Origin of the sequence: Pseudoduganella sp. R-31, from assembly GCF_049913235.1 — a bacterium.
Classification (GTDB): domain Bacteria; phylum Pseudomonadota; class Gammaproteobacteria; order Burkholderiales; family Burkholderiaceae_D; genus Rugamonas.
The window spans coordinates 2,642,111-2,655,802 of record NZ_CP183986.1 but is presented as its reverse complement, the minus strand read 5'-3'; the positions used below and the strand labels follow the sequence as shown (position 1 = coordinate 2,655,802).

Here is a 13,692-nt window from a genome sequence, read left to right as displayed (position 1 = left end):
TACTCGCATGTGTCTACTTGCTACAACACCGGGTCCCCCTTGCCCGCGGCTGGCAGGCCGTAAATGATTCCGCGTCCGGCAGTGCTCATGTAGACCACGCCGAAGCGGTTCATGTCGCCGACGATGAATTGGCCATCGCCAGGTCCGCCGAACTGGTTTGCGTCGTCGTTGATGCGCTGCCAGGTCGTGCCGCCGTCCAGCGAGCGGTGGATGCCCCGCACTCCGCCGACACTGCCCCAGATGTAGACCGCCGGATAATCGGCGCCCGGCGCAGCCTTGCCAAAGCCGACGGCTGCGCAATAGGTAACGCCGGCCAAGGGCGCGAAGCTGGCACCTGCATCCGTGGAGCGCGCCAGTCCGCCACCGTATAGCGGAACCCAGATATCCCCTTCCCTGCCCGGTGCAGCCCTGATCACACGCGAACCGCCTGCAGCCAGCCGCGCACGCGGTGCAAATGAAACGCCGCTGTCGGTACTGACCTGCATCACCCCGTTGTCGTAGGCATAAAACAGTCCCGACGCAACCGAATCGGCAACCGGGCGCAGGTTGGCGCCAGCCAGGCCGCGCACGACGCTCCAGCTAGTCCCTGAATCGCTGCTGCGATAAACCTCCCGGCTGCCGCGCGGAGCGTGCAGCATGACGGCACCATCGGACGACAGGGCGAGTTGGCCCTGCTCGCCCTTCAACGAGCGTGTTTGCGTCCAGTGTGAGCCGCCATCCGTGGTGAGGTACATCGCCTTGCCGACTCGGGCCATTACGCCAGGCCTGGCACTGGCCACGGCGAGGCCAAACGTCGTGCCCATCTGCGGCATATGGATCGGCGAATAGCGGGCGGGATTCGCGTGTAGGAAGCCGTCGATATCGCCCAGTGCCGATACCAGCGGCCCACCCGGAACGCTGATGGCATTCAGGGGAACCGTTTCCTCCAGTCCCCGCACATGGAAGGACCAGCGCGCCGGCCTTGCATCGATATCGGCGGTACGGAAAACGCCATTGCCGGAGGTAACCCAGGCTGCCTTTGAATCGAAAGGATCGAATTCGAACGTGCTGGCCCAGTGGATGCCATGTCCGGCCATCCAGGACGCGCCTTGCAGGTCCTTTTTAAAGCCACGAGCAATGACGTCGGTCCAGCTGTTGCCGGCGTCGTTAGAGACGAACAGGCGGTCCCCTTTGGCGTCGCCCTGCGGCAGGTAAGTACTGATGGTGGATACGGCGAGCCGGCGCGGGTTCTTCGCATCGACGCTGATACCGCTGAAAGGCGCCGTGAAACCGGCTGGCGTCACATCCTTCCATGCGCCGGTTGCGATGGCGTATTGCCAGACCTGTCCCCGGTCCATGGGCTCGGGTTGCCTGTCGTTCGGATGCGGGCCAGCACCGTTCGCGAACGTGATGTAAAGCTTGCCCGCGCCATCGAGCGCCGCCCGTTGCGGCATCAGCGCGGCGGGAGCACCCTGCACTGGCGTGAATGTTGCGCCGCCGTCGTCGCTCCGATAGAAGTTCGGGCCGACGGAGCCGTAGCGCGATACGCCAACATACAGGCGCCGCACCGCGCCGTCCTTCACGCTGGCCGGGTCCGGCAGTACAAAGCTGATGCCCGCACCGTTCGGAGTAGATTTGACATCCAGGCTCGCCATATGGCGCCAGCTAGCGCCGGCATCTGTACTCTTGAACAGGCCATTCCAGCGTGTGCCGACATAGAGCACGTTGCCGTTGCCGGGATCGACAGCCAGCCGCTCCCCGTTATTGCGCCCCATGCCATTGCCATGCGTTTTAAACTGGCCAGTGGTCTCCGTTACGGCCCAGGTCTTGCCGTAATCGCTGGAACGCAGGATCGCCGTGCGGCCATTCTGCAAGTAGCCGATGCCGGCCAGGAGGTAGACTTTGCCGGCATTGTGTGGGTCAACGGCCAGGGAATCGATGCCTAACAGGCCAGTATCTGCATCGCCCAGCCAGTCCAGCAGCGGCATCCAGCGCCCAGCACCCTTGTCCCAGCGGTAGGCGCCGCCGACGTCCGTTCGGGCATACACGACGCCAGCCTCGCTACGGCTCGGAATGACGGCGGACACAAATCCACCGCCGCCAATTGCCACGCTGTCCCACACATAGCCAGGTGCCTGGGGCGCAGCAACCGCGCCCACGCATAAGATGATTGCCGCCATCCCTGCACCAATCGGGCCAGCGTTAAGTAAAGACCCCATGCGTCGTCTCCCGGAGAGTATCGGAAGCGCATTCTCCAATGCACAGGATTACCCGGCAATTACGAAAATCACCAAACCGGATTCCGATAATGCGGAAACTGGATCAATTTGCGGGGTTCATGATTTGCAAGGGCGCTAGCTGCGCGAGCAGCACCAAGTGCTCAACAGCCCTGACCTTCTTGAGGTGTGTCAAGGCCGCGGAACCGCCGAGCGCCAATGCCGGAACAAACCCGTACATCTCATCATGTTTCAGTTGACCGAGCCTACGCAAGGCAGGGGAAAACAGGTCTGCAAAATCGTTCTCTTCGCGGTCTCGATTACTGAAAAACAAACGCAGCGCAAACTCCAACCTATTACCCTGGAAAATCGATTCACGTGAAAAACCATAAGCTCCAGGCGCCATCACTTTTAAGGAGTCTCCGGTTCGCTCCCCCCATAAATACAACTTCCCAAATGCGCTTCGAGCGATGACGTGATACGCATCCCTTTCCATAAGCGGCGTGTCGCCGATCCATGCTTCCAACACCGGCTCGTACTCTTGAGGATCGACGGTCCAGAATAAGCCATCGGCATAACCACACCAGCCATGCTCGTCCCAGAAAGCCAAAAGCTGGTCAGGGAGCTTTCCCTGGAAGCGTGCGAGGCTTGATGGCGGAGCACGGCGTTTGCTTATCGCCGGCCCCATATTTTCAAGGAAGTACTCGAAGTCTTCATTCACGAAATCAGCCTCAAAGGGGCGAGCTGCGCAAGTAATACCAAGTGCTCGACAGCCTTTACCTTCCTTAGATTCTTCAACATCGAAGCCCCTCCCAGCGCCAACGCTGGCGAGAAACCATACATTTCATCGTGGTTCAAATGCCCCAACTTTTCCAATGCGTGGAGAAACATGCCCGCGAAGTCATTCTCCTCGCGATCTCGCACGCTGAAGAACGCACGCACACCGAGCTCCAGCTCATCCTCTTCAAAGACCGGATCAACGGGAAGGCAATAAGAACCGGGCGCAAACAACCGGAGGGACTCGCCAGTACGCTCGCCCCAAAAGTACAGCTCACCAAATGCACTCCGCGCGATGATGTGATACGCATCCTGCGCCATGAAGCCTGTACCGGCGATCCACGCCTCCAGGACCGGTTGATACTCAGACGGATCGACGGTCCAGAACAAGCCGTCAGCATAGCCACACCAGCCATGCTCTTCCCAATACGCCAGCAATTGATCAGGGAGTTTTCCTCGAAAGCGTTCGACACTCTGCGCTGGGACGCAACGCTTGTGCACTGCCGGTCCCATTTTTTCAAGAAAGAACTCGAAATGTTCGTCCGTCATTTTAGAAATCAGCAAGCGAATGCGGCGTCATCACTTCCAATGGGGCGAGCTGTGCGAGGAACACCAAATGCTCAACCGCTTTAACCTTCTTGAGGTGTGACAAGGGTGCAGGACCGCCGAGCGCCAATGCCGGAACGAATCCATACATTTCATCGTGCTTCAATTGACCCAGTTTTTTTCGGGCGCCGGAGAACATGTCATCAAAATCGTTCTCATTGCGATCACGCACGCCGAAGAACGTGCGAAGGCCGAGGTTTATATCCCCGTTCTGGAAAATTGATTCGTGAGGAAAGCAGTAAGTGCCCGGAGCGAACACAGTTAGCGAGTCGCAGGTACGTTCGCCCCAGAAGTACAACCCACCGAAGGCGCTTCGCGCAATGATGTGATAAGCATCCCTCTCGATGAACTCGGTATCGCCAATCCATGCGTCCAGCACAGGCTCATACTCTTGGGGATCGACCGTCCAGAAAAGCCCGTCTGCATAACCGCACCAGCCGTGCTCCTCCCAGTAAGCCAACAACTGGCTGGGGAGCTTACCGCGGAATCGTTCAATGCTCGATGGCGGAACGGGCCGCTTATCAATCGCCGGCCCCATCTCCTCCAGAAATAATTCGAAATGTTCGTCCATTGCATCAACAATCAATTAGGGCGGGGTCATTACTTCTAATGGCGCAAGTTGGGCTAGTAAGACCAAGTGCTCGACGGCTTTCACCTTTTGAAGATGCGACAGTTCCGATGGGCCGCCCAGCGCCAATGCAGGAACGAAGCCGTACATCTCATCATGCTTCAATTGTCCTAGCTTCTCCCTCGCTGGAGAGAAAAGGCCCTCCATATCATTTTCTTCACGATCCCGTTTGCTGAAAAACATGCGAAGGCCAAGTTCGAGTCTGCCATTCTGAAAGCGCGATTGACGAGGGAAACAATACGCTCCAGGCGCTATCACTTTCAGAGAGTCTCCGGTACGCTCTCCCCAAAAATACAGCTTCCCAAACGCACTGCGCGCGATGATGTGATACGCGTCCTTTTCCATAAATGGCGTATCGCCGATCCATGCTTCCAACACCGGCTCATACTCTTGGGGGTCGACGGTCCAGAACAATCCGTCGGCGTATCCACACCAGCCATGCTGTTCCCAATAGGCCAATAGCTGCTCGGGGAGCTTTCCTCGGAAGCGTGCCATGCTCGCTGTTGAGACACGCCGCCGCTCAATCGCAGGTCCCATCTGCGCCAGGAAAAATTCAAAGTCGTCATCCATCACTTTATTGTTCGGTCGATGTGCCCGCAATCAGCTAAGGTGGGGTCATTACTTCCAATGGCGCGAGTTGGGCCAGCAGCACCAAGTGCTCGACAGCCTTAACCTTTTGGAGATGCGACAATTCCGACGGGCCACCCAGCGCTAATGCGGGGACGAAACCATACATTTCATCGTGTTTTAGCGGCCCGAGTTTTTCTGAGGCCGGCACAAATAAGTCAGCAAAATCATTTTCTTCACGATCTCGCTTGCTGAAGAAGACCCGCATGCCGCGTTCCATATCTCCGTGCTGGAATGCCGATTCACGAGGAAAACAATAGGAGCCCGGCGCAAAGACTTTCAATGAGTCGCAAGTACGTTCGCCCCAAAAATACAGCTCACCAAAAGCGCCACGCGCAATGATGTGATAAGCGTCCTTTTCCATGAATGGGCTGTCACCAATCCATGCTTCCAGTACGGGCTCGTACTCTTGAGGATCTACGGTCCAGAAGAGACCACCCGCGTAACCACACCATCCATGGTCCTCCCAATATGCCAACAATTGTTCAGGGAGTTTTCCTCGAAAGCGTTCGATGCTCAGCGCTGGGACGCAACGCTTGTGCATGGCAGGCCCCATTTTTTTCAAGAAGAACTCGAAGTATTCGTCCATCACTTTAGAAATCAGTAAGCGTAGGCGATCTCATCACTTCCAATGGGGCGAGTTGAGCAAGAAGAACCAAGTGCTCGACGGCTTTTACTTTTTGAAGATGCGGCAGTTCCGATGGGCCTCCGAGCGCCAGCGCAGGAACGAAACCATACATTTCATCGTGCTTCAACTGGCCTAATTTCTTCAACGCTGGCGAGAACATTTCAGCAAAGTCGTTGTCCTTTCGTTTCCGCATGCCGAAAAAAACTCGCATACCAAACTCTAGCTCATGCTCCTGAAAAGCTGGTTCGGTAGGAAAGCAGTACGACCCTGGCGCAAATAACGTCAGCGTGTTGCCCGTTTGTTCGCCCCAGAAGTAGAGCTCACCGAAGGCGCTCCGCGCAATGACGTGATACGCATCCCTTTCCATGAGGGGCGTTTCACCGATCCATGCCTCGAGAACAGGCTCGTACTCTTGCGGATCGACGGTCCAGAATAAACCCTCTGCATAACCACACCAGCCATGTTCTTCCCAATACGCCAGCAATTGATCAGGGAGTTTTCCTCGAAAGCGAGCAATGCTTGATGGTGGAACATGGCGCTTATTCATCACCGGCCCCATTTTCTCAAGGAAGTACTCAAAGTCTTCATCCATAATTTATTCCCTTATTTGCATCGTTCGAGCTTTACATTCATTTTGGCAACGGTGCGTTGCGAGATTGGCACTTCTTTTGCTGCGTCATCAAGTGTTCCAACTCGGCTTCGCCATTGAGAACCGATGCGCGAGTTAATATTGCGATCACCGAAATCGCTGATAACATCCCGTCCAGCTACGACCATGTCGGGGTTATGTAAGGCTGCCAACGCCTTCATTCTAGTTGCTGCTTCTTGCATGGCCTTAGTTTCAGCATCGCCTACCGACAATCCAATTTTGCGGAATTGGATGGTAAGTGCTTCCACAAGTCTCCTTTCGTACCCCTCACGAGCCTGTTTCGCCACTTTGGGATCACGAATTGCATCTTTTGCAGTGAACGCCTTGCGGCCTTCCATGTATTCCTCGACAGTCATTGCGTTCAAACCCGCTTCCTGCCCCGCCAGTTGGCGGTCAAATTCGGGAAGGCTTCCTTGCGGCAGGTCATTCGGCTTGAAACACGGAACCTTCTTTTGAGGCATACCTGCCGGGCGCCGTGGTTCCGGCTCCTCAGTTGGACGTTTTCGTTTCGGCGGCGCAGGTGCAGGTTCCTCCAGCGCGCTCGCTGCATTTTTGCGGCGTGATTGTAAGGCCGGATGCCGGCTCAACTTCTCTTCATTTTCCTCGATCCAGCGCGCCACTTTTGGTCCCAGGCGCGGGCTCTCACGGACTTCTTTCAACGCCAGGGCTTTGTTACCTTTTCCCCGCGAGAAGTAGGCCATCAGCGCCATCAGGATGGCCATGATCATGATCACGTGGCCGTTGGCGAACTCAAAGGCTGCGTGGCGTACGTTTCCTTGTTCCGGCCCGGCTAGCGCGTAACTGCAGGTTCGCTCACCCCGCGGCGGCGGCCCCCAGGCTTCACGGAAACCACGTTCATAGTGCTCCATGGCTTCGGGAATTGCCGTCACCATGCCTTCAATCAGCGATTTCAGTCCCAAGAGCGCCATCACCCAGGCGCCGACTTGTGAGCCCACCGCCGCGCCGGCTGCAGCACCCGGCAAAGCTCCGACTCCACCAAAGAACGCGCCGCCGACAGCGCCGACCGTGGCGCCGGCGACAACCGAGCCGCCATAGTACAGGGCCATGTCTTTACAGACTTCGATGAGAATGTGCCAGATGGACGAAAGGTCGATGCCCGACAGTTGCTGGACAATGATCCTTCTGGCCATGTCACCCGACTGCTCCAGCGCGCGCTGGACGCGCTCGACGCGTGAGCTCTGGCTTGCGAAATTGCCGATGCCGAATGGGGGCGCGGGGCTGATGGCCCGTCCCATGCTGTCGAAAACCGAACCCGTGCCATGCCCCTTGCTGACCTGGCGCTCCCGTTTTTCAAGTTCAGACCATATGCGCGACGATTGGTTAAGCAAATTGCTACCCTCTGGCGTTGCTCAATTGGAAAACCGGTAGGATAGCAAAATAATTAAATTTTCGATAAGTTCTGCAGTGCGCAGGTTGAACGACACAATGAATAACTTCCTGCCGCGATAAGCTAGCAGTCCTGGGGCTTGATGGCAGCGAAGCGGCAGTCCAATGGGCGGAAGAAATCACGCGAGGTGCCGTAAGCTTTGTTATAGCGATTGAAGATACGGTCGATGTCGCCGGATTTGTACAGGGCCGCGATGCCGCGCTCGAAGCTTTCACGCATTTCGACCGTTCGGAAGGCAAACCAATATTCATTCGGCTTGCCGAGGATGTCGTGATACACCAGGTCGAAATCGCCATCGCGCAGGTAGGACTGCCGGTCCAGGTAGAAGTTGAAAATATCCTTCTGCGAGATCACTACGTCCACCTGCTTCAGCACCAGCAGCGGTGATTGCAGCGTCAAGGGTTCTGAGTAGCGAGCATTGCCCTGCACTGCGTCGCGGTAGGCCTGGCCTAGCATGCGGCTGGCGCCATTGAAGGCGGTCACGCGGTAGTGCGACAGGTCGGCGACCGAATCGAGCCGCGGCAAGTTGGCGCGCCGGGTGATCGCAAGGTTGTGGAAGCTGGTTATCGGCCAGCGGCTCATCACGCCTGGCAGCGTCATCCCTGGCTTGGCACTGGTCGTTACGTCGACTACGCCCTTGCGCAGGGCTTCCTCGGTTCGCTTCTGCGGCAGGTAGAGGAAATCCGCTGCGATGCCTTGCGTTGCCATGGCGTCACGCAGCACATCGACCATCGGGCCGCTGTGGCGGTCGGGCATGACAAAGGGGGCAATGTCGTCCTGCAGGCCGAACCTGATGCGCGCCGGCTCTGCAGCCTGCGCGGAGCAGGAAACCAGCATGGCCAGGAGGGCGGCGCGCAACATGGTCAGCCTGCCGCGGCGATACGTTCTGGCGGCGCCCAGTTCTGCACCAGGGCCTCTTCGAACTCCTCGGCCGGCAGGGGGCGCGAGAACAGGTAGCCCTGTACTTCGTCGCAGCCGGAATCCTTGAGGAAGGCCAGTTGTTCCGGCGTTTCCACACCCTCGGCAATCACCTTGTGCTTCAGTTGCTGGGCAATGCTGATGATGGTGCTGGCAATGGCACAGTCGTTGGTGTCGACCGGAATGCCGGTGGTGAAGGAGCGGTCGATCTTCAAGGTATCGATCGGGAATCGCTTCAGGTAGGACAGGCTGGAATAGCCGGTGCCGAAGTCGTCCAGCGACAAGGTGATGCCGGCCGCTGTCAGGCGATCCATGATGCCGATCACGCGCTCGATATTGTGCATCAGGGTGGATTCGGTGATTTCCAGTTCCAGCCAGGATGGTTCGAGGCCGTAGCGCTGCAGCGTTTCCATCACGCGGCCTGGCAACGCGGAAGTGAACTCGCGCGCAGAGACGTTGACTGCCAGGCGAATCGGCGGCAAGCCTTTCTCCTTCCATGCCTGCGCCTGCGCGCAAGCAGCTTCCAGCACCCATTCGCCGACTTGCACCACCAGGCCGGTCGCTTCCGCCAGCGGGATGAATTCGGCCGGCGGCACCAGGCCGCGCTCGGGGTGCTTCCAGCGCACCAGCGCTTCGGCGCCGATGATCTTGCCGCTGCTGATTTCGAATTTTGGCTGGTAGTGCAGCAGCAGCTGTCCATTGCCCAGCGCCTGGCGCAAGCCGGATTCTATGCGCATGCGCTCTTGCATGCCCTTGTTCATGTCCTGGCTGTAGAAGGCGATATGCTCGCCGTCGGTCGAGGCATTCTGCTTGGCGCGATACATGGCGATATCGGCCAAGCGCAGCAGGGTTTCCGCGTCGTTGCCATCCTGCGGGTAGACGCTGATGCCGATCGAGGCGCTGACGCGCAAGTCATGGCCATCGATCAGGAAAGGCTCGTTCAGCGCCGACAGCAGCTTGTTTGCCACCATGCTTGCTTCGTAATGCTGGTGGATGTCGAACAGGCCAACCGCGAATTCGTCGCCGGACAGCCGCGCCACCACGTCCTGGTCGCGCAGGGCCAGGCGGAAGCGCTGCGAAATTTCGCGCAGCAGCGCGTCGCCCACGGCGCGGCCCAGGGTGTCGTTGATCAGCTTGAAGCGGTTCAGGTCGATGAACATCACGCAGCCGTGCGCCTTGCTGCGCTGGGCCACGATCAAGGCCTGGTCGACCAGCTTGGTCAGCAGCGAACGGTTCGGCAGGTTGGTCAGCGCATCGTAGTATGCGAGGTGGTGGATGCGCTCCTCCGCCCGCTTGCGCTCCGTGATATCGGTCAGGTAGGCGATCAGGCCGATCGAGCGGTCTTCCATATCGCATAGCTGCGACAGCGACAGGCTGGCCCAGAATACTTCGCCGTTCTTTTTCTTGCGGCGCACTTCCATCAGGCGGCCGCCCTGCTCCAGGAATGCATCGCCGAGATCTTCGTCTTCGTCGTCGTAGAGGAAGATGATGTTGCGGCCGACCGCTTCCACCGCCGAATAGCCGAACAGGCGCTCGGCGCCCTTGTTCCAGCTTGTGATGAAGCCGTTCGGGTCCATGGTCAGTACCGACTCGTGGATCTGGTCCAGGATCTGCGTCTGGTGCTGCAGGCGCGCTTCCACCTGCACATAGGCGTGGGTGGTGCGCTGCGCTACCGAATGCACTTGCAGTATGCTGGCGGCCAGGCTGGCGAGGCTGGCGAGATTCTGCCGGTTGGCGTCGGTATAGGATGCGAGACCGGATACTTCAAAGCGGCCGAAATACTGGCTGTCGAACTGGATCAGCTGCGACAAGCCGCTTTCCCATCCCGGCAGGCCGGTGGCCGGCGTCATGTCGCGCGGCACGTAGCGGCCGTGCGGGCTGCCGGTGACCTCGCGCGCGACGCGGCCAAGCTCCTCCACCAGCGCGTGCCCGCGCAGGCGCAGCACGGCATCGCACACGGCGGCGCTGCTGGCGAGGAAATTGGCAAGCGGTTGCGCGGGCATGCTCACACGTTCCTGCTGACCTGGAGCGCCCAATGGTAGGCCTGCAACAGGCTGCGCCAATAGGTCTCATTGTCGATGCCGACGTCGCGCAGCGCACTCGCCTGCGGTTCGTGCATTTCCACCAGCGCCAGCATCTCACCCAGTTCGCCGGTGCGGTCCAGCAGGGCCGCAACGACGTCCAGGTCGAGGTTCAGTGCCGATACGATGTCGGTCATGGGCATTGCCAGCAACACGTCGAGCAGCGAGAACACGCCGACCAGGAACGCCATGTCCTGCTCATCGCGGTCGCCTTCGCGCAGCTTGCACAAGGCTTCCATTTGCGCGGCGCGCAGGGCAGCCAGCGGCAGCAGGGCATTGGCCGGGCCGTCCGCTTGCTGGCGCGCGTACAGCAGCAGTTGCAGCCAGCGTTGCAGTTGGCGGCGGCCCAGCAGGTTGATGGCCTGCCCGAAATTGTGGATGGGGTTGCTGTTCGGCGCGAAGGCGGCTGAATTGACCAGCTTGAGCAACTGGAAGGACAGCGCAGGGTCCTGTTTCAGCAGGGTTTCCAGCTCGCGCGAATCGGCGTCCCGGGCCAGCAGGCCAAGCAGGGCAAGCAAGCGTTTGCGGGTGGTGCCGTCGCCTTGCGCCGCTTCATGTTGCTGCGCGCGCGGCAGTTCGCTGCGGAGACAGGCCTGGGCCGGTGCGACGCCAGCTTCACCATCGGCCAGCAAGCGCAGTCCGCGCTCGGCCAGTTGCTTGCACCGCTGCTGCACTGCGCTGTCGGCCAGCTGCGCGGCGGAGACGGTGAAGACGATGCGTGCGAGCGGCAGGCCATCGAGCTGGCTGGCCTCGATGGCAAGCGGATCGGCGAGGGGAATGTAGTAATCGAGCGAACCCAGTGCTTCGGATTCAGGACAGCCAAGGAGCAATTGCAGCGCGGGCAGCGAAGCCGCTGCCGGCATTTGAAACGCCAGTCCTGCCCAGTGGTTTTGGTTATCCAGGACAGGCTTGATTCCCACCAACGGAAACGAATTCGGATCTGACGCAGACATCGGAATCTCGGTGTGGCAATACGAACAATGGTAAATGGTTTATTGATGTAAAGCAACCATTGAGCGCCCGCTGACACCCTGTGTTACAAGACTCCGGGAATATAACAGAAATTGCTGAAAAGTCAGCTTTTTGGGGATAGAGGGAGCAATCGAATTGCCGGATTGTACCTGCAACGATACATTCCTGAGCTATTTAGCAATTTCTATTTGTCGAATTGTGCGTGTTGTACCGCAAACTTGATCAATTCTGCCTGTCCCTCGATGCCGAGCTTGCGCTTGATATTGAGGCGGTGGGTTTCCACCGTGCGCACGCTGAGGTCCAGCTCGCGCGCGATATGCTTGTTCGATTCGCCGTTGGCGAGGTGGCGCAGCACTTCCGCTTCGCGGGTGGTGAGATGGTTGTCCTGCGCCATGGGCTTGGCCAGTTGCTGCGCCAGGTTGGCGCTGTAGTAGATGCCGCCGGCCATCACGGTTTCGATGGCCACCACGATATCCTTGCCCGGCGCGTCTTTCAGCACGTAGCCGCGGGCGCCTGCCTGGATGGCCTGGGTCACGTATTCCAGCTTGTCATGCATCGACAGGATCAGCACTGCAATCGACGGGAACTGGCGCTTGAACAGGGCCGTCGCTTCGATGCCATTGGTGCCGCGCATATTGATGTCCATCAGGACCAGGTCGGGGCTGTGCAGGCCGGCAGCTTCCAGCGCCTCGGCGGCGCTGCCGGCCTCGCCTACCACGTCGAACTGGGCCATCGCTTCCAGCCGCGCGCGCAGGCCGTCGCGTACGAGGGGGTGGTCGTCTACCAGCAGGATCCTTGTCCGCAGCTCACTCATTTTTTGCCCTTATTGTCTACACGCGCCAGCACCGTGGTGCCGGCTGGCGAGGACTCGACGCGGAACTGGCCGCCGATCGCTTCCATGCGCTCCATCATATTCCGTAATCCGATGCCGCGCTTCGGATGGCCGGCGATGCCCTCGGCATCGAAGCCGCTGCCATTGTCGGCAATGCGCAGCGTGACGCCTTCGGCATCGCCTTCGAGGCCGATATTGATGCTGGTCGCCGCAGCATGGCGCTCGATATTGGTGAGCGCCTCCTGCGCAATGCGGAACAGCACCGTGTTCGCCACGTCCGGCAGGCGGTCGGTGCAGCCGTTGGCGATGAAGGCCACGTCGACGCCGATGTGCTCGCGAAATTCGGCGGCCAGGTGGTCGAGCGCGGCGGCCAGGCCCAGGTCGTCCAGGATGGCGGGACGCAGGTTGTGCGAGATGCGGCGCACTTCTCCCAGCACATTGTTCAACTGCTCCGCCGTGTGTTCGAAAGCCGCCTTGGCCTTGTCCTGCTGCGCGGGGTTGCCGAGGCGGATGATGCCGGCCTCGATCTGCAGCTTGATCGACACCAGCCACTGGCTGATGCCGTCGTGCAGGTCGCGCGACAGGCGCGCCCTCTCCTCTTCCTGCGATTCGACCACGCGCTGAGCCAACACCTTCAGCTTGGCATCGGCGACGCGGTATTCGCGGATATTCAGCGCCAGGCCCGATACGCCGACCGCCACCAGGGCCAGCGCCGCAATCGCCGCCATCCACAGCAGGGTATTGCGGATGTTGCCGCGCTGCTGGGCGTCGACCTGGGCCAGCGCCGCATCGACGTCGTCGAGATAGATGCCGGTGCCCAGCATCCAGCCCCATTCCGGCAGCGGGATCACGTAGCCAAGCTTGGGCGCCGGCTTGTGGGTGGAAGGCTTGACCCAGTTGTAGCGCTCCAGCCCTCCGCCTTCGCGGGCGCGGGCCAGCAGGCGCTGGATGGTGGGATTGCCTTCCTGGTCCTTCAGCATGAACAGGTTCTGGCCCACCAGCTCCGGCTGGCGCGGGTGCATCAGCGAATTGCCCTGCATGTCGTAGACGAAGAAATAACCATCGTCGCCGAAGCTCAGGGTCGACAGGATGCGTTTCGCTTCGTCCAGCGTGGCCTGGTCCTTGCGCCCCGATTTGACCAGGTGGGCAATCGAGTGATTGGCCAGGGTGACGTAGTGCTTGAGCTCCGCTTCCTTGCTGGCCAGGTAGGCCTGCTGGATGGTGTCGCGCTGCTGGCGGGCAAGCGTCGCCGCCTGGTAGCGCACCGCGACGGCGATCGCGCACAAGGCCAGGATCAGGGGCGCAATGGCCAGGAACAGGAACTTTTGCCGCAGCTTCATGCGGCGATTGTAAGCCCGCTGCCGGGCGCTT

Annotated in this window: 13 protein-coding genes; all 13 read right to left on the bottom strand. The window is 59.6% G+C overall.

Features of this window, described 5'->3' with window-relative positions:
• Positions 1–20: 20 nt before the first annotated feature.
• The gene (locus ACN9MY_RS12135; RefSeq protein WP_426322624.1) at positions 21–2,159 is read right to left on the bottom strand and encodes an exo-alpha-sialidase; all 2,139 of its coding nucleotides are present in this window, start codon (positions 2,157–2,159) and stop codon (positions 21–23) included.
• 142 nt (positions 2,160–2,301) lie between these two features.
• Entirely contained in the window at positions 2,302–2,916 is a 615-nt protein-coding gene (locus ACN9MY_RS12130) for a GAD-like domain-containing protein (protein WP_426322622.1), read from the bottom strand.
• Positions 2,913–3,521, bottom strand: a complete 609-nt coding sequence (locus ACN9MY_RS12125; protein WP_426170932.1) for a GAD-like domain-containing protein — start codon at positions 3,519–3,521, stop codon at positions 2,913–2,915. Before ACN9MY_RS12125 ends, ACN9MY_RS12130 begins: the two co-directional genes overlap by 4 nt.
• 1 nt (position 3,522) lies before the next feature.
• On the bottom strand, positions 3,523–4,149 hold the full coding sequence (locus ACN9MY_RS12120; RefSeq protein ID WP_426170931.1) for a GAD-like domain-containing protein: 627 nt from the start codon (positions 4,147–4,149) through the stop codon (positions 3,523–3,525).
• Positions 4,150–4,164: 15 nt separating this feature from the next.
• Entirely contained in the window at positions 4,165–4,776 is a 612-nt protein-coding gene (locus ACN9MY_RS12115; protein WP_426322619.1) for a GAD-like domain-containing protein, read from the bottom strand.
• A 34-nt stretch (positions 4,777–4,810) separates the two neighbouring features.
• Complete coding sequence (locus ACN9MY_RS12110) at positions 4,811–5,422, bottom strand: GAD-like domain-containing protein (protein ID WP_426323737.1); 612 nt, start codon at positions 5,420–5,422, stop codon at positions 4,811–4,813.
• A gap of 4 nt (positions 5,423–5,426) precedes the next feature.
• On the bottom strand, positions 5,427–6,053 hold the full coding sequence (locus ACN9MY_RS12105; RefSeq protein WP_426170928.1) for a GAD-like domain-containing protein: 627 nt from the start codon (positions 6,051–6,053) through the stop codon (positions 5,427–5,429).
• Between the two features lie 11 nt (positions 6,054–6,064).
• Positions 6,065–7,459 (bottom strand): DUF6861 domain-containing protein, encoded by a 1,395-nt coding sequence (locus ACN9MY_RS12100; RefSeq protein ID WP_426322617.1) that lies wholly within the window; start codon positions 7,457–7,459, stop codon positions 6,065–6,067.
• A gap of 122 nt (positions 7,460–7,581) precedes the next feature.
• On the bottom strand, positions 7,582–8,379 hold the full coding sequence (locus ACN9MY_RS12095) for a substrate-binding periplasmic protein (RefSeq protein WP_426322615.1): 798 nt from the start codon (positions 8,377–8,379) through the stop codon (positions 7,582–7,584).
• Positions 8,380–8,381: 2 nt separating this feature from the next.
• Positions 8,382–10,439: a putative bifunctional diguanylate cyclase/phosphodiesterase gene (locus ACN9MY_RS12090; protein WP_426322613.1), complete on the bottom strand. Its 2,058-nt coding sequence runs from the start codon at positions 10,437–10,439 to the stop codon at positions 8,382–8,384.
• A gap of 2 nt (positions 10,440–10,441) precedes the next feature.
• A complete protein-coding gene (locus ACN9MY_RS12085; RefSeq protein WP_426322611.1) occupies positions 10,442–11,380 on the bottom strand; it encodes an HDOD domain-containing protein in 939 nt (312 codons plus the stop codon).
• 293 nt (positions 11,381–11,673) lie between these two features.
• On the bottom strand, positions 11,674–12,303 hold the full coding sequence (locus ACN9MY_RS12080) for a response regulator (RefSeq protein WP_426322609.1): 630 nt from the start codon (positions 12,301–12,303) through the stop codon (positions 11,674–11,676).
• Positions 12,300–13,661, bottom strand: a complete 1,362-nt coding sequence (locus ACN9MY_RS12075; RefSeq protein ID WP_426322607.1) for a cache domain-containing protein — start codon at positions 13,659–13,661, stop codon at positions 12,300–12,302. The genes ACN9MY_RS12080 and ACN9MY_RS12075 overlap by 4 nt, the downstream gene beginning before the upstream one ends.
• Positions 13,662–13,692: the final 31 nt, after the last annotated feature.